13 protein-coding genes are annotated in these 16,331 nt (G+C 72.4%); 2 read left to right on the plus strand and 11 right to left on the minus strand.

The features are described 5' to 3' along the window. Window positions 1-304 precede the first annotated feature (304 nt). Both AB0C35_RS21830 and AB0C35_RS21835 read left to right on the plus strand, forming a co-directional pair. Window positions 305-1,330, plus strand: coding sequence for an SDR family oxidoreductase (locus AB0C35_RS21830; protein ID WP_358458555.1), 1,026 nt, complete (start codon window positions 305-307; stop codon window positions 1,328-1,330). A gap of 51 nt (window positions 1,331-1,381) precedes the next feature. Further along, window positions 1,382-3,184: a thiamine pyrophosphate-requiring protein gene (locus tag AB0C35_RS21835; protein WP_358458557.1), complete on the plus strand. Its 1,803-nt coding sequence runs from the start codon at window positions 1,382-1,384 to the stop codon at window positions 3,182-3,184. Between the two features lie 39 nt (window positions 3,185-3,223). Here the strand turns inward: AB0C35_RS21835 and AB0C35_RS21840 are convergent, their stop codons facing one another. The 11 genes from AB0C35_RS21840 to kdpF all read right to left on the minus strand — a co-directional run bounded on the left by AB0C35_RS21840 (window position 3,224) and on the right by kdpF (window position 16,218). Beyond that, window positions 3,224-3,826 carry a TIGR00730 family Rossman fold protein gene (locus tag AB0C35_RS21840; protein WP_358458559.1) on the minus strand — a complete coding sequence of 201 codons (603 nt, stop codon included), beginning with the start codon at window positions 3,824-3,826 and terminating at the stop codon, window positions 3,224-3,226. A 24-nt stretch (window positions 3,827-3,850) separates the two neighbouring features. Beyond that, on the minus strand, window positions 3,851-5,455 hold the full coding sequence (locus tag AB0C35_RS21845; protein WP_358458561.1) for an ABC transporter permease: 1,605 nt from the start codon (window positions 5,453-5,455) through the stop codon (window positions 3,851-3,853). After that, window positions 5,452-6,357 carry an ABC transporter ATP-binding protein gene (locus AB0C35_RS21850; RefSeq protein ID WP_358458563.1) on the minus strand — a complete coding sequence of 302 codons (906 nt, stop codon included), beginning with the start codon at window positions 6,355-6,357 and terminating at the stop codon, window positions 5,452-5,454. The genes AB0C35_RS21845 and AB0C35_RS21850 overlap by 4 nt, the downstream gene beginning before the upstream one ends. Before the next feature lie 2 nt (window positions 6,358-6,359). Next, on the minus strand, window positions 6,360-7,028 hold the full coding sequence (locus AB0C35_RS21855) for a TetR family transcriptional regulator (protein WP_358458565.1): 669 nt from the start codon (window positions 7,026-7,028) through the stop codon (window positions 6,360-6,362). Between the two features lie 83 nt (window positions 7,029-7,111). Continuing rightward, window positions 7,112-8,176, minus strand: coding sequence for a trypsin-like peptidase domain-containing protein (locus AB0C35_RS21860; RefSeq protein WP_358458567.1), 1,065 nt, complete (start codon window positions 8,174-8,176; stop codon window positions 7,112-7,114). 69 nt (window positions 8,177-8,245) lie between these two features. Continuing rightward, entirely contained in the window at window positions 8,246-8,911 is a 666-nt protein-coding gene (locus AB0C35_RS21865) for a response regulator (RefSeq protein WP_358458569.1), read from the minus strand. Continuing rightward, complete coding sequence (locus tag AB0C35_RS21870; RefSeq protein ID WP_358458571.1) at window positions 8,908-11,502, minus strand: sensor histidine kinase KdpD; 2,595 nt, start codon at window positions 11,500-11,502, stop codon at window positions 8,908-8,910. Before AB0C35_RS21870 ends, AB0C35_RS21865 begins: the two co-directional genes overlap by 4 nt. Before the next feature lie 12 nt (window positions 11,503-11,514). Then, on the minus strand, window positions 11,515-12,387 hold the full coding sequence (locus tag AB0C35_RS21875; RefSeq protein WP_358458573.1) for a potassium-transporting ATPase subunit C: 873 nt from the start codon (window positions 12,385-12,387) through the stop codon (window positions 11,515-11,517). Next, window positions 12,387-14,468 (minus strand): potassium-transporting ATPase subunit KdpB, encoded by a 2,082-nt coding sequence (kdpB, locus tag AB0C35_RS21880; protein WP_358458575.1) that lies wholly within the window; start codon window positions 14,466-14,468, stop codon window positions 12,387-12,389. The genes AB0C35_RS21875 and kdpB overlap by 1 nt, the downstream gene beginning before the upstream one ends. Next, window positions 14,468-16,129, minus strand: coding sequence for a potassium-transporting ATPase subunit KdpA (gene kdpA, locus AB0C35_RS21885; protein WP_358458577.1), 1,662 nt, complete (start codon window positions 16,127-16,129; stop codon window positions 14,468-14,470). The genes kdpB and kdpA overlap by 1 nt, the downstream gene beginning before the upstream one ends. Further along, complete coding sequence (kdpF, locus tag AB0C35_RS21890; RefSeq protein WP_358458579.1) at window positions 16,129-16,218, minus strand: K(+)-transporting ATPase subunit F; 90 nt, start codon at window positions 16,216-16,218, stop codon at window positions 16,129-16,131. Before kdpF ends, kdpA begins: the two co-directional genes overlap by 1 nt. Between the last annotated feature and the right edge of the window lie 113 nt (window positions 16,219-16,331).

Consider the following 16,331-nt stretch of genomic DNA (forward strand, 5'->3'; position numbering starts at 1 on the left):
CCTCCATGGCCTTCCGATCGGGATGGCGAGTTCACTTGTCATTAACCTGGCCGACCGGCGGCGGACACCGGTCGTTCACTCGCTCGTCATCTCCGAGGCTTGGGTGCATTTCTAGCCCCGCGGCGAACGTCAGTCAATACTTTGTTCTTACATCTTGACGTTCTGACTTGAAGTCATCGCGACCTGACGCCCCGTCCGGCGGCACGGACGCCCCGGTGACGGCGGCGCGGGCGGGCGCGTTACAGAGGGCTCGGCTCGGGCAGTGGCTCTCTGTGCCGGATCCAGCCGCCGCCATGGGGACGAGATGAGACACGAGATCGATGAAGCCACCGTCGTCGTGGTCACGGGCGCCAGTGGCGGGATCGGCCGGGCCGCCGCAGCGGCGTTCGGCCGGCGGGGAGCCCGGGTCGCCCTTCTCTCGCGAGGCGAGGAGGGGCTGGCGGGCGCCGCCGCCGACGTCGAGGCCGCCGGCGGGCACGCACTCCCGATCAGCACCGACGTGGCCGACATGGGCCAGGTCGAGCGGGCGGCGCAGACGGTCGAGGAAGAGTTGGGGCCCATCGGCGTCTGGGTGAACGTGGCCTTCTCCTCCGTCTTCGCGCCGTTCTGGGAGATCGAGCCGGACGAGTTCAAGCGCACCACCGAGGTCACCTACCTCGGCTACGCCAACGGCACCAGGGCGGCGCTGAAGCGGATGATGCCGCGCGATCGCGGCGTCGTCGTCCAGTGCGGTTCGGCGCTGGCCTACCGCGGGATCCCGCTGCAGAGCGCCTACTGCGGCGCCAAGCACGCCGTCCAGGGGCTCCACGACTCGCTGCGCGCGGAACTGATGCACGAGGGCAGCGGGGTGAAGGTGACGATGGTGCAGATGCCGGGGGTGAACACCCCCCAGTTCGACTGGGTGCGGGCGCGGCTGCCGCGGCGCCCGCAGCCGGTGCCGCCGATCTACCAGCCGGAGATCGCGGCGGACGCGCTCGTCTACGCCGCCGAGCATCCGCGGCGCCGCGAGTACTGGGTCGGCGGCAGCACGGTCGGCACGATCGTCGCGAACAAGTTCGCGGCCGGGCTGCTGGACCGCTATCTGGCGCGGACGGCGTTCGCGTCGCAGCAGACGGACGAGCCCACCCGCCCGGACCAGCCGGCGAACCTGTGGGAGCCCGCCGACGACGCGCCCGGCCACGACCGCGGAAGCCACGGCCGGTTCGACGAGCGGTCGCACGCCAGGAGCCCGCAGATGTGGGCGGGGCGGCACAAGTACCTGGTGGGCGCCGCGACGGCCGGAGCCGCCGCGGGCGCCGCGGCCGGCGCGGCGAAGCTGCTGCGGCGCTGACGGGGCGCGGCGGAAGGCGGGCATGACGACATCACCGACGAGGAGAGATCAATGGCTCAGCAAGTCGCCGACTACGTCCTCCAGCGGCTGACCGAATGGGACGTCGAGCGGGTCTTCGGATATCCGGGTGACGGCATCAACGGCATGCTCGGCGCCTTCGACCGGGCCGAGGGGAGACCGGAGTTCATCCAGACGCGCCACGAGGAGATGGCGGCGTTCATGGCCTGCGGGCACGCCAAGTTCACCGGCGAGGTCGGGTGCTGCGTGGCGACGTCCGGGCCGGGCGCGATCCACCTGCTGAACGGCCTGTACGACGCGAAGCTGGACCACCAGCCCGTCGTCGCGATCGTCGGGCAGCAGAAGCGCCTCGCCCAGGGAACCCACTACCAGCAGGAAGTGGCGCTGGAGACCCTGTTCGCCGACGTGTCGGAGTACTGCCAGATCTGCATGCATCCCGGGCAGGTCCGGCATGTCATCGACCGCGCGTTCAAGACGGCGCTGACCACCCGCGGCGTCGCGACCGTGATCATTCCCGAGGACGTCCAGGAGTCGGAGGCGATGCCCTCGCCGCCGAAGGAGCACGGGTCGGTGTACTCCAGCGTGGGGTGGAGCCGGCCGCGCGTCCTGCCCGACGCCGAGGAGCTGCGCAAGGCCGCCGACATCCTCAACGAGGGCGAGAGGGTCGCCATGCTGATCGGCCAGGGCGCCGCGAACGCGCGGGACGAGGTCGTGCAGGCGGCCGAGCTGCTCGGCGCGGGCATCGCCAAGGCGCTGCTCGGACGCGAGGTCGTCCCGGACGACCTGCCGTTCGTGACCGGCCCGATCGGCCTGCTCGGCTCCAAGGCCAGCGATGAGATGATCATGAACTGCGACACCCTGTTCATGATCGGCAGCAGCTTCCCCTACGCCGAGTGGCTGCCGGACGAGGGCAGTTGCCGCGGCGTCGAGATCGACATCGACGGCCGGATGATCGGCATCCGCTACCCGATGGACGCCCATGTCGTCGGCGACGCCAAGGAGACGCTCAGGGAGCTGATCCCGCTCCTGCGGCGCAAGGAGGACCGGTCCTGGCGCGAGGAGATCGAGGAGAACGTCCGCAGCTGGAACACCGTCATGGCGAAGCGGGCCGGGCAGAGCTTCGAAGGCAAGATCAACCCCCAGGCCGTGGCGCACGAGCTGTCCCCGCTGCTCCAGGACGGGACGGTCCTCACCGCCGACTCCGGCTCGGCCACCAACTGGTGGGCGCGCCACATCAAGCTCCGCGACGGCATGAAGGCGTCGCTGTCGGGGACCCTCGCCACGATGGGACCCGGCGTCCCGTACGCGATCGCCGCCCGGTTCGCCTTCCCGGACCGCCCGGTGATCTGCTTCGTCGGCGACGGCGCGTTCCAGATGAACGGCATGAACGAGATGCTCACGGTCAAGCGGTACGCCGACCGCATGGCGGGCTCCCCGCCGCTGGTCTTCTGCGTCTTCAACAACCAGGACCTCAACCAGGTCACCTGGGAGCAGCGCGCGATGGGCGGCGACCCCAAGTACGAGGGCTCGCAGTCCATCCCGGACTTCCCCTACGCCAAGTACGCCGAGATGTGCGGGCTCAAGGGCATCTACTGCGACAAGCCCGAGAAGGTCACCGAGGCCTGGGAGGAGGCCCTGGCCAGTGACCGTCCCGTGGTGCTGGAGTTCGTCGTCGACAACGAGATCGCCCCGATCCCGCCGCACATCATGAAGGACCAGGCGAAGAAGGCGGTCAAGGCCGGCGTCCGGGACCCGCAGAAGATCGGCATCGCCGCGCGCGGCTTCCGGCAGAAGCTCACCGAGATGTACGAGAACATGCCGGGCCGCAAGCACTGAACCGGTGCGCTCGCCGGCGGCCGCCCCGCGGCGGCGCGGTCAGAGCTGGGTCTCCGCGTAGTCCCCGGGGGAGAACTCGATGCGGGGCTGCGAACGCTCCAGAAGGTCGAACGCCTCGGGGACCGTGGCCGTCCAGCCGATCGCGTCCCAGATCCGGTGGCGGGCGAAGCCCTGCTCGGTGAGGCCCTCCATCAGCTCGCGGAGCGGGTCGTACACGCCGGTCGGGTCGAGGATGACGACCGGCTTCTCGTGCATCCCGAGGACCCGGGCCGTCCACACCTCGAACAGCTCCTCCAGCGTGCCGATGCCGCCCGGCAGGATGAGGAACGCGTCGCTGCGGCGGTCCATCTCGCCCTTGCGGGCCCGCATGTCGCCGGTGACGATCAGCTCGTCGTTGTCCTCGTCGGAGATCTCGACGCTGACCAGCCCCTCGGGGATCACCCCGACGGTGCGGGCGCCGCCGGCCCGCGCCGCGCGGGCGACGGCTCCCATGCACGACACCTGGGCGCCGCCGCTGACCAGGCTGTGCCCCCGCCCGGCGAGCTCGGTGCCGACCTGCGCGGCGAGGTCGACGTAGCGGCGGTCGATCCTCCCGCTGGACGAGCAGAACACACAGATGGCAAGCGGCTTCGCGGATTCCACCGGGCCAATCTAACCGGTGACCGGTCAGTGGGCGGACACGTCCCTGCGCCGGAAACCGGCGAGCCCGGCGACCGACAGCACCGCGGTCAGCGCCACGAGCCAGCCGAAGGGCGCGGCGGTGAGCGCGTGGCCGGGGAGCTTCGGGATGTGGGTGAACGGCGACAGGTTCATGATCCACTGGTTCAGGTCGAGCGCCGCCCCGAACATGGAGATCACCACGAAGGCCGCGACGGCCGCCCAGGCGGCGCCGGCGAACCGGGGCGCCAGGCCGAACAGGGCGAGCGCGATCGCCGCGACGAGCCAGACCGCCGGCAGCTGCGCCAGCGCCGCACCGAGGACGCGGGGCAGTTCGCGGCCGACGTCGCCGACGTTCAGGCCGTGCGCCAGCCCCGCGGCGGCGCCGGCGACGGCCAGCGCGGCGGCAGGCCCCAGCAGCGAGAACGCCAGGTGGCTCGCCGCCCACCGCAGCCGCGCGGTCGCCGTGGCGAGCAGCGGCTCGGCGCGCTGCCCCGCCTCCTCGGTCCGCAGCCGCAGCGTCGCCGACACCGCGTACGCCGCCGCGATCAGGCCGAGGATGCTCATCGCCGAGGCGAAGAAGGCGTCGGTGATACCGGACTGCCCGCCGAGGGCCGTGAAGATCTCCTCCAGTTCGGGGTTGTCCGCCACCATGTCCTTCACGCCGCCCGCGACGCCGCCGTACACGACGCCGAGCGCGGCGAACCCCGCGACCCAGCCGTACAGGGGACGGCTCTGCAGCCGCCAGCCGAGCCCGAACGGACCCGACAGGCGGGGCGGGGCGCCGGCGGGCCCGAGCTTCGGCGGCATGATCCCCGCACCCACGTCCCTGCGGGCCGACAGCGCGGCTGCCGCCGCCACCAGGGCGGCGACGAGGGCGGCGATCAGCGCGAGCGTCCACCAGCGCTCCCCGCCGTAGGGACGCATCCGCTGCGCCCAGCCGAACGGGGACAGCCAGCCGAGCCACGACAGCCCGTTGCCCGCGCCGCCGACGTCGGCGGCCATCCGGACCACGAACGCGCCGCCGAGCACGCCGACGGCCACTCCCCTGGCCGCGCCGGCGCCCTCGCTGAGCTGCGCGGCGACGCCCGCGACCGCGGCGAACACGCACCCGCCGGCGGCGAGCTGCAGGCCGAAGGCCAGCGACCCGGCGAGCGGCAGGCCCTGCGCCGCCATCCCGGCGGCGAGCAGCACGGCGATCACGAGGCTGGCCGCCATCGTGACGATGAGGGCCGCGGCGAGGCCCGCGCCGCGGCCGGTCACCGTGGCGCCGAGCAGCTCGCGGCGTCCCGCCTCCTCCTCGGTGCGGGTGTGCCGGATGACCGTGAGCACGCTGATCAACCCGACGACCACGGGGAGGAACCCGGCGCGCTGGGCGATGATGCCGCCGAGGTCGTTGCTGTACAGCGGCCCGTACAGCGCCAGGAACGTCGGGTTCGTCCCGGTGGTGCCCGCGTACTGCATGCGGTCGGCGGCCGTCGGGAGAAGCTCCTCGGTGGCCGCCGCGAAGTTGATCGGGATGAGGGCGGCCACCAGTGTCCAGGCCGGGAGGAGGAACCGGTCACGCCGCAGGATCAGCCGGATCAGCCCGCCGGTTCCGGCGAGCCCCTTCATCGCGCGACCTCTTCGGCCAGTTCGTCCTTGTAGTGCCGCAGGAACAGCTCCTCCAGCGTCGGCGGCCGGCTGGTCAGGCTGCGGACGCCGATCTCGGTGAGCTGCCGCAGCGCGTCGTCGAGCCGCGGGGTGTCCACCTCGAACGTGATGGTCGTGCCGTCGATGCGGACGTCATGGGCGCCGGGCAGCGGAAGGCCGTCCGGCGGGGACGCGAGCTCGGCGTGGATCGAGGTGCGGGTCAGGTGCCGCAGCTCGTCCAGGGTGCCGGACTCGACCGCGGCGCCCTTGCGGATGATCGTCACCCGGTCGCACAGCGCCTCGACCTCGGACAGGATGTGGCTGGACAGCAGGACGGTCCGTCCCTCGCCGCGCGCCTCGCGGACGCACTCCTGGAACACCTCCTCCATGAGGGGGTCCAGGCCGGACGTGGGTTCGTCCAGCAGCAGCAGCTCGGCGTCGGAGGCGAGCGCGGCGACGAGGCCGACCTTCTGCCGGTTGCCCTTGGAGTAGGCGCGGCCCTTCTTGCGCGGGTCCAGCTCGAACCGGTCCAGCAGCTCGGCCTTGCGGACCGCGTTCGTCCCGCCGCGCATCCGCCCGAGCAGGTCGATCACCTCGCCGCCGGACAGGTTGGGCCACAGCGTCACGTCACCGGGGACGTAGGCGATGCGCCGGTGCAGTTCGGTGGCGTCGTGCCAGGGGTCGCCGCCGAGCAGCCGGGCCGTGCCCGCGTCCGCGCGCAGCAGGCCGAGCAGGATCCTGATGGTGGTCGACTTCCCCGAGCCGTTCGGGCCGAGGAAGCCGTGCACCTCTCCGGGCTCGACGGTCAGGTCGAGACCGTCCAGGGCGCGGGTCCGGCCGAAGTTCTTGACGAGGCCGGACACCTCGACGGGGGGCGTTTTCATGGTCACCGGTTCTCCTCATGAGGGGGCGTTCCGCCCTTGGCGAGCATGGACTTCAGGGCGGTGCGCGCCTGCTCGGACAGTTCCGGTGTCAGCAGTCTGTCGTCGTAGACGTCCATCATCGCGAGGGCCATCCGGGGATAGCCGTCGCCCTTCAGGACGTCGCCGCCCAAGGTTCGCGAGAGGTGTTCGTGCAGGACGATCAGCCCGAAGTTCATCGCCGTCAGGACGGTCGCGTAGGCGTGCAAATCGTCGGTCTGCGGTTCGGACATGCCCGGCGATCCGCGGCTCAGGACCTCCTCGCTGAACTCCACGGCGTCGTCGAACAGGGCGCGAGCGGCCTCGGAGTCGTCGGTCAGGGCGCGGGCCACGTACCGCTGGATGGGCAGGGCCGTCCGCACGGCGATCGCCATGAACCCGGGGTTGGCCATTCCCCCGCTGAGCGCCTCCTGCTTGACCTCGCGGATGACCTCGATCACGTGCTCGTCGCACGCCCGGCGCAGCGCCTCCTTGGTCCCGTAGTGGTGCTGGACCAGGGCGGGCGAGACGCCGGCGGCCTTCGCGATGCCGCGGATCGTCGCGCCCCTCAGGCCCAGCTCCGCGAACTGCAGCAGCGCCGCGTCCCTGATCCGGGCGCGGCCGGTCAGGTCCTCGGGCCGCTCACGTCCCGACACATCCCCCACCGCCTGTACGCATGTTCAGTAGCCTGTACGTCCGTACACTGTACCTCCGTACAGGCGGGGGCGTCCAGGAGGGGTCAGGCGTTTCCGGGGAGCTCGCCGAGCGTCACCTTCACCTTCTTCTTCGAGCCGTCCCGCTTCTGGATCTCGACGGTCACGACATCGCCGGGACTCATGTTCGCGAGCACCGACGACAGCGCCGTCTGCGAGGGCGTCGCGGTGCCGTTCACCGACAGGATCAGGTCGCCCGCCTCGATGCCCGCCTTGGCGGCCCCGCCGTTCTCCGTGACCTCCACGACGGCGACCGCGGACCCCTGCCCGCTCTGCGGGTCGACGAGCGTGCGCACCACCACGCCGAGCGCCGCCCGCCCGGAGTCGGACACCTCCCCGGTCCGGATCAGCTGCGGGACGATCCGCTTGACCGTGTTGCTCGGCGTCGCGAACCCGATGCCGGCCGCCGCGCCGCCGATCGACGGGTCCGAGGCCGCGGCGGTCGGGACGCCGATCACGTTCCCGTTCAGCGTGACCAGGGCGCCTCCGCTGTTGCCCGGGTTGATCGCCGCGCTCGTCTGGATCGCCTCGGCGATCGTCGAGCCGGGGAAGTCGCCCTCACCCTGAGTCGACACCGTCCGGTGCAGCGCGGACACGATGCCGTTGGTCACGCTCCCGGCCAGGCCCAGCGGGTTGCCCATGGCCAGGACGATCTGCCCGACCTCCGCTTTGCTGGAGTCACCCCACTGCGCCGGTTTCAGCGACACGCCGTCCACCTTGACCACGGCCAGGTCGTCGGGCGCGAAGGCGCCCACGAGGTCCGCCTCATGCGGTGAGCCGCCGCTGGACGCGGTGACCCGGATCTGGCGCGCTCCGGCGACCACGTGAGCGTTGGTCACGACATGCCCCTGATCGTCGAAGACGACCCCCGATCCCTCGCCCTGGTCCGTCTGGATCTTCACCACCGAGGGCAGCACGGCATCGACGACCTGCTCGTACTGCTGCTGGAGCTGCACCGCCGCCCCGGTCGCCGGCACCGGAGTCCGCGTCCCGGCCCCCACCCGCTCCGCGTCCTCGCCGCCGCTGCATCCGGCGACCAGCAGCAGCCCCAGCGCCGCCGCACACCCCTTTGTCTTCGCGTTCCTGTTCACACTCCACCTCCGGACAGTCCCTTTCCCGTCTCCCGGAGATCAGGCATCGGGCCGCCGCCCGACTCGTGATCAAGGCTGGAAGCGGTAGCCCATCCCGGGTTCGGTCAGCAGGTGCCGGGGGTGCGCGGGGTCGGTTTCGAGCTTGCGGCGGAGCTGGGCCATGTACTGGCGCAGGTAGTGGGTCTCGCGCTGGTAGGAGGGGCCCCAGACGGCGGTGAGAAGCTGCCGCTGGCTGATCAGCTTTCCGGGGTTGCGGAGCAGGACGTCCAGCAGGTGCCACTCGGTCGGGGTGAGGTGGACGCCGCCGGTCACCGTCTTGTCGGCGAGGTCGACGGTGTGCTCGCCGACGTCCACCCGCCGGCCCGCGCCGGTCACGGAGACGCGGCGGGTCACCGCGCGGATGCGGGCGACGAGTTCGGCGATGTCGAACGGCTTGGTGACGTAGTCGTCGGCACCCGCCTCCAGCGCCTCCACCTTGTCCTGGCTGCCGGCCCGGCCGGACAGGACGATGATCGGCACCCGCGTCCAGCCGCGCAGGCCGTGGATGACGTCGATGCCCGGGATGTCGGGCAGGCCGAGGTCGAGGACGACCAGGTCGGGCGGTGACGCCCCGGCCCGGCGGAGCGCGGTGGTGCCGTCGGCGGCGACCTCCACGTCGTAGTCACGGGCGCGCAGGTTGATCCGCAGGGCGCGCAGGAGCTGCGGTTCGTCGTCGACGACGAGGACCCGCGTCATGACGATCCCTCCGTGCGGTGGACGGGCAGCGCGACGATCATCGTGAGGCCGCCGCCGGGCGTGTCCTCGGGGACGAGTTCGCCGCCCATGGCCTCGGTGAGCCCGCGGGCCAGCGCGAGACCGAGCCCGACCCCGGTGTGGGCGTCGCGGTCGCCGAGCCGCTGGAACGGCAGGAAGATCCGTTCGCGCTCCCCCTGCGGGACGCCGGGACCGCGGTCGGCGATCCGCAACTCGACGCGGTCTCTGATGACCCCCGCGGTGACGAGCACGGGTTCGCCGAGCGAAGCTCGTCGATTGGATGGTGGCGGGTGGGGGCTGGAGGACGGTTCGCCGGGTGGGGCGTAGCGCAGGGCGTTGGCGATCAGGTTGACCAGGACGCGTTCCAGCAGCGCCGGGTCGGCGGTCACCTCCGGCAGGTCGTCACCGAGCTGGACGGTGACCCTGCCCGCGGCGTCGTCGCCGAGGTCGTCCAGGGCCCGCGGGACGATCTCGTCCAGGGCGATCGGCTGCGCGGCGATGCCGAGCACACCGGCCTGGAGGCGGCTCATGTCGAGCAGGTTGGCGACCAGCCGGTCGAGGCGGTCGAGGGACTGCACCGCCGTGTCGAGCAGTTCGGCGCGCTCCTGCGGCGTCCAGTCGATCGAGGTGGTGGCGAGGCTGTCGACGGCGGCCTTCGCCGAGGCCAGCGGCGTGCGGAGGTCGTGGCTGACGGCGTTGAGGAGCGCGGTGCGCATCCGGTCGGCCGCCTCCAGCGGCCGGGCCCGCTCCGCCTCCGCCTCCAGCCGCTGCCCGCGCAGCGCCGCCGCGGCCTGGACGGCGAAGGCCTCCAGCACGCGCCGGTCGCCCGCCGGGAGCGGACGGCCGCGGATCGCCAGGGTGAGGCCGTCGCCGGCGGGGATCTCGGTGTCGCCCTCGCCGGGCGAGGTGCAGGGACGGCCGCCGACCGTCGCGACGATCCGCCAGTCGGCGGGGTCGCCGTGGCTGTCGGGCGTGGCGGGGACGGGGCGTTCCAGCAGCGTCACCGACGTCAGCCCGAACGTCTCGCGCATCCGCCCGAGCAGCGTGTCCAGCGCGCGCTCGCCGCGCAGGACGTTCCCGGCCAGGGCCGACAGCAGCCCGGCCTCGCCGCCGAGCCTCGCCGCCTCCCGCGACCGCCGCGCGGCATGGTCCACCACCAGGCTGACGCCGACGGCGACCAGCACGAACACCGCGAGCGCGATGAGGTTCTCCTGCTCGGCGACGGTGAACCGGTGCAGGGGCGGGGTGAAGAACCAGTTGAGCAGCAGGAACCCGGCGACCGCGGTGAACAGCGCCGGCCGCATCCCGCCGACCAGCGCGATCGCGACGACGGCCGCGAGGAAGAACAGGATGTCGGACGGCAGCGACAGCGTGGGACGCGCCTGCGCCAGCCCGAACGTCAGCAGCGGCAGACCGCAGCCGGCGAGCAGGAACCCGGCGATGCGGCGGCCGGGCGCCAGCCCCCGGTCGCGCGCCGGCCGCCCCACGCCGCGCCTGGCCTGGTCGTGGGTGACCATGTGGACGTCGATCGTGCCGGACAGCGCGGTCGTCGTCACCCCGATCCCCGGCCGCAGCAGCTGGGCGAACCTTCCCCGGCGGGACACGCCGAGGACGAGCTGGGTCGCGTTGACGGCGCGCGCGAAGTCCAGGAGGGCGCGGGCGACGTCGTCGCCGACGACCTGGTGGAAGGTGCCGCCGAGCCCCTCCACGATCTCCCGCTGCCGCGCCAGGTCGCGGGGCCGCGTCCCGCTCAGCGCGTCGCCGTGCGTCACGTGGACGGCGAGCAGATCGGCGCCCTTGGACCTGGCGGCGATCCGGGTCGCGCGGCGCAGCAGCGTCTCGCCCTCCGGCCCGCCGGTGAGCGCCACGACGATCCGTTCGCGCGCCTCCCAGGTGCCGCCGATCCCGTGGTCGGCGCGGTACCGGTCGAGCTGCTCGTCGACCTTGCCCGCGAGCCACAGCAGCGCCAGCTCGCGCAGCGCGGTGAGGTTCCCGACCCGGAAGTAGTTGGACAGCGCGGCGTCCACCTTCTCGGGCCGGTAGATGTTGCCGTGCGCCATCCGGCGGCGCAGCGCCTCGGGTGCCATGTCGACCAGTTCGACCTGCTGGGCGCTGCGGACCACCTCGTCCGGGACGGTCTCCCGCTGCGGCACGCCGGTGATGTTCTCGACGACGTCGTTGACCGACTCCAGATGCTGGACGTTCACGGTGGAGATGACGTCGATGCCCGCGTCGAGGATCTTTTCGACGTCCCGCCAGCGTTTGTCGTGCCGGACGCCCGGCACGTTGGTGTGCGCCAGCTCGTCCACGAGCACGACGTCGGGGGCGCGGCGCAGCACCGCGTCGACGTCGAGTTCGGTGAACTCGGCGCCCCGGTGGGTCGTCGTCGCGCGCGGGAGGACCTCCAGGCCGTCCAGGAGGGCGGCGGTGCGCGGCCGGCCGTGCGTCTCGACGTAGCCGACGACCACGTCGGTGCCGCGTTCCGACCGGCGCCGCCCCTCCGCCAGCATGGCGTAGGTCTTTCCGACCCCTGGGGCGGCGCCCAGGTAGATGCGGAGCTGCCCCCTGGCCATGGCGTCATCCTCTCAGCCCCGGAACGGGGCGACCCGGTCGAGGGCGATGTTCAGGTTCAGGACGTTCACGGCCGGCTCGCCCATGAAGCCGAGGGCGCGGCCGGTGGTCGCGTCGTCGATCAGCTTCCGGACCGTGCCGACCGGGACGCCCCGCTCGGCCGCGACGCGCTTCGCCTGGAGCTCGGCGTAGGCGGTGGAGATGTGGGGGTCGAGACCGGAGCCGCTGGCGGTGACCGCGTCGGCCGAGACCGCGGGCTCCGCCGGGGCGTCCCCCCGGACCGGCACGATCCGCCCGGCGCGGGGGTCCTGGCCCGGCGCGCCGCATTCCACCCTGACCCCCTTGTACCCGGCGAGGAACGGGACGGCCGGGCAGGGCTCGTTGACGCTGATCACCCTGGTCGGGTGAGCGACGACGCCGGCGGCGTCCCGGGGGCCGAGGACGGACAGGACCGCACCGGCGCCGCCGTCGGTGCAGTACGGGCGGGACCCGTCCACGCCCTCCAGCTCCCCGACCGCCTTGCTGCGCGCGCAGACGGCGGTGAGCAGGCTCTCCCGGTCGTTCGTGTCGACGATGTCCTCGGGGCCGAGGTTGCTCGCGGACGTCGCGGTCGGGTCGTGGCCGTCGCCCGCGGCCGAGGGACGGCTCTGGAAGTACTGCCTGAGCGGCGCGCCGTCGGCGCCGGTGAACGGCTGGCCGATGAGTTCGCTGCCGGCCCGCCGGCCGTCCACGCGGACGTAGGAGCCGTTCGCGTGGTCCTTCAGGCCGGGCAGCTGGGCGACGGCGGTGACGAAGAGGGGGTAGACGATGCCGCAGAGGGCGGTGAAGACGAGCACCGCGCGCAGGGCGGCGAGGTGCCCGCGAAGCCGGGCGGGCAGCGCGTTCATCAGTGGACCCCCGGGACGAACTGGACGGCAAGGTCGATGATCTTGATGCCGGCGAACGGGGCGGCGACGCCGCCGAGCCCGTAGACCAGCAGGTTGCGGTTCAGCAGCCGGGACGCCGGGCCCGGCCGGTAGCGCACGCCCCGCAGCGCCAGCGGGATCAGCGCGACGATGACCAGCGCGTTGAAGACGACGGCCGACAGGATCGCCGACTGCGGGCCGGACAGCCGCATCACGTTCAGCGCGTCCAGCCCCGGGAACAGCCCCACGAACAGCGCCGGGATGATGGCGAAGTACTTGGCGACGTCGTTGGCGATCGAGAACGTCGTCAGCGCGCCGCGCGTGATGAGCAGCTGCTTGCCGATCTCGACGATCTCGATGAGCTTGGTCGGGTCGGAGTCCAGGTCGACCATGTTCCCGGCCTCCTTGGCGGCGCTCGTGCCGGTGTTCATGGCGACGCCGACGTCGGCCTGCGCGAGCGCGGGCGCGTCGTTGGTGCCGTCCCCGGTCATCGCGACGAGCCGGCCGCCCTCCTGCTCGGCCCTGATGAAGGCCATCTTGTCCTCGGGCCTGGCCTCGGCGAGGAAGTCGTCCACCCCGGCCTCGTCGGCGATGGCCTTCGCGGTCAGCCGGTTGTCGCCGGTGACCATGATCGTTCTGATGCCCATGGCGCGCATCCGGGCGAACCGCTCGCGCGTCCCCGGCTTGACCACGTCCTTCAGATGGACGACGCCGAGCACGCGCGACACCGGCCCCGCCGCGCCGTCCCGGGCCTCGCCGACGACCAGTGGGGTGCCGCCGGACGCCGCTATGCCGTCCACGATGCCGGCGAGCTCGGGAGGGACCACGCCGCCCTGGCCGCGGACCCAGTCGGTGACGGCGCCGGACGCGCCCTTGCGGAGCCGGTGGCCGTCCACGTCCACGCCGGACATGCGGCTCTGCGCCGTGAACGGGACCCATTCCGCGTGGGACAGCTCACCCGGGAGCCGTTCGCGCAGCCCGTAGACCTCCTTGGCGTGCACCACGACGGAGCGTCCCTCGGGGGTCTCGTCGGCCAGCGAGGACAGCTGCGCCGCGTCGGCCAGCTCCTCCGGCGACATGCCGCCGACGGGGACGAACTCCGACGCCTGCCGGTCGCCGAGCGTGATCGTGCCGGTCTTGTCGAGCAGCAGCGTGTCGACGTCTCCGGCGGCCTCGACGGCGCGTCCCGACATCGCCAGCACGTTGCGCCGGACGAGGCGGTCCATGCCCGCGATGCCGATCGCCGACAGCAGAGCGCCGATCGTCGTCGGGATGAGGCACACCACCAGCGAGACCAGCACGACCCCGGTCACGCCGTGGGCGTCGATCGCGGTACCGCCGGCGGCGCCCGGATCGTTCGCCACGGAGAAGACCGCGAGCGGCTGCATGCTCGCGACCGCCACGAGGAAGATGATCGTCAGCGCCGCCAGCAGGATGTTCAGCGCGATCTCGTTCGGGGTCTTCTGCCGGGACGCCCCCTCCACCAGGGCGATCATCCGGTCGACGAACGACTCGCCCGGCCGCTGCGTGATCCGCACGACGATCCGGTCCGAGAGCACCCGCGTCCCCCCGGTCACCGCGCTGCGGTCGCCCCCGGACTCCCGGATGACCGGCGCGGACTCCCCGGTGATCGCGGACTCGTCCACGCTGGCGATGCCCTCGACGACGTCCCCGTCGCCCGGGATGATCTCCCCGGCCTCGACGACCACGATGTCGCCGCGGCGCAGCCCGGCCGCCGGGACGGTCTCCTCCCGTCCGGTCCCGCCGGGCTCCCACCCGGTCAGCCGCCGGGCCGCCGTGTCCTTCCGCGTCCTGCGGAGCGTGTCGGCCTGCGCCCTGCCGCGTCCCTCGGCCACGGCCTCGGCGAGGTTGGCGAACAGCACGGTCAGCCACAGCCAGACCGCGATCAGCACCGGGAACACGGCGGGGTCGAGGACGGCCATGACCGTCGTCCACACCGCGCCGATCTCGACGACCAGCATCACCGGGTTGCGCCACATGACCCGCGGATCGAGCTTGCGCAGCGCGGCGGGCAGCGAGGCGAGCAGCATGTTCGTGAACATCAGCGGATCCCCTCCGCGAGCGGCCCGAGCGCCAGCGCGGGAAGGAACGTCAGGGCGACGAGAACGAGGGTGACGCCGGCGACCAGGCCGACGAACTGCGGACGGTGCGTCGGCAGCGTGCCCGCCGACTCCGGCACCGGCGTCTGCCTCGCCAGCGACCCGGCCAGCGCCAGCGCGATCACCATCGGCAGGAACCGGCCGAACGCCATGGCCAGGCCCAGCGCGATGTCGTAGAACGGGGTGGCGGCGGTGAGGCCCGCGAACGCCGAGCCGTTGTTGTTGCCCGCCGACGTGAACGCGTACAGCACCTCGGACAGGCCGTGCGGCCCCACGTTCAGCATGCTCTCGCGCGGCGTCTCGAACGCCATCGCGATGCCGGTGCCCACCAAGACGATCACCGGGGTGACCAGGAAGTACAGCGAGGCGAGCTTGATCTCGCGGGTACCGATCCGCTTGCCGAGGTAGGCGGGCGCGCGGCCGACCATCAGCCCCGCCGCGAACACGGTGATGATCGCCAGGATGAGCATCCCGTACAGGCCCGATCCGACGCCGCCGGGGGCGACCTCACCGACCATCATGTTCAGCATGGCCACCGCGCCGCCGAGGCTCGTGTAGGAGTCGTGGGACGAGTCGACGGCGCCGGTCGAGGTCAGCGTCGTCGCCGCGGCGAACGTCGCGGAGTTCGCGACCCCGAACCGGGACTCGGTGCCCTCCGACGCCGCGGTCACCGACTCCGGGACCGTCCCGTGGTGCGCGAGTTGCGCGGCGTTCAGCGCCACGACGCTGAGGAGCGCCAGCGTGGCCATCACCGCGACGATCGCGCCGCCCTGGCGCCGGTCGCCGACCATCCGCCCGAACGTGCGGGGCAGCGTGAACGGGATCAGCAGGATCAGCAGGATCTCGACCCAGTTCGTCCAGCTCGTCGGGTTCTCGAACGGATGCGCGGAGTTGGCGTTGTAGAAGCCCCCGCCGTTGGTGCCGAGCTCCTTGATGGCCTCCTGGGACGCGACCGGCCCACCGGTGATCGTCTGCCGTCCGCCGGTGAGCGTGGAGACGGTGTGCGGGTCGGCGAAGTTCTGGATCGCGCCGCCCGCGATCAGCACGATCGCGGCGGCCGCCGCGATGGGCAGCAGGACCCGCAGCACGGCCCGGGTGAGATCCACCCAGAAATTGCCGAGGTTCCCGGTCCTGCGGCGGGCGAGGCCCCGCACGAACGCCATCGCGACGGCGATTCCGACCGCGGCGGACACGAAGTTCTGGACCGCGAGCCCGGCCATCTGCACCAGGTACCCCATGGTGCTCTCGCCGGAGTAGGCCTGCCAGTTCGTGTTGGTGACGAAACTGATCGCGGTGTTCCACGCGATGTCGGGGTCGACGCCGCCGAAGCCGAGGCCGGCCGGCAGATGGCCCTGCAGCCGCTGCAGTCCGTAGAGGGCCAGCACGGAGACGAGCGAGAACGCGAGCACGCTCCGGGCGTAGCCGCCCCAGCTCTGCTCCGCCTCGGCGTCGACTCCGACGGCCCTGTAGACGGCCCGCTCCACCTTCCAGTGCCGGCGGGACGTGAACACCCGGTACATGTGGTCGCCCAGCGGCACGTGCACGGCCGCCAGGACGAGGGCGAGTGATCCGATGAAGAGGATCCCGGCCGTCGCCGGCCCCATCAGAACCTCTCCGGAAGGAGAAGCGCCACGACGAGGAAGACGATCAGCCCGGACGCGAGCACCAGCCCGACGGCGTTCTCGGGGCTCACAGCCGTCCCGCCCCCTTGACGACGAGGCCGAGCACCGCGAACACCGCGAGCGTCAGCGCGAGAAGCGCAAAATCTGCCATGCCCGAAGAAAACACCCGGTTCAGGCGATTCTC

Source organism: Spirillospora sp. NPDC048819 (assembly GCF_040650055.1).
In the GTDB taxonomy this organism is placed as follows: Bacteria; Actinomycetota; Actinomycetes; order Streptosporangiales; family Streptosporangiaceae; genus Spirillospora.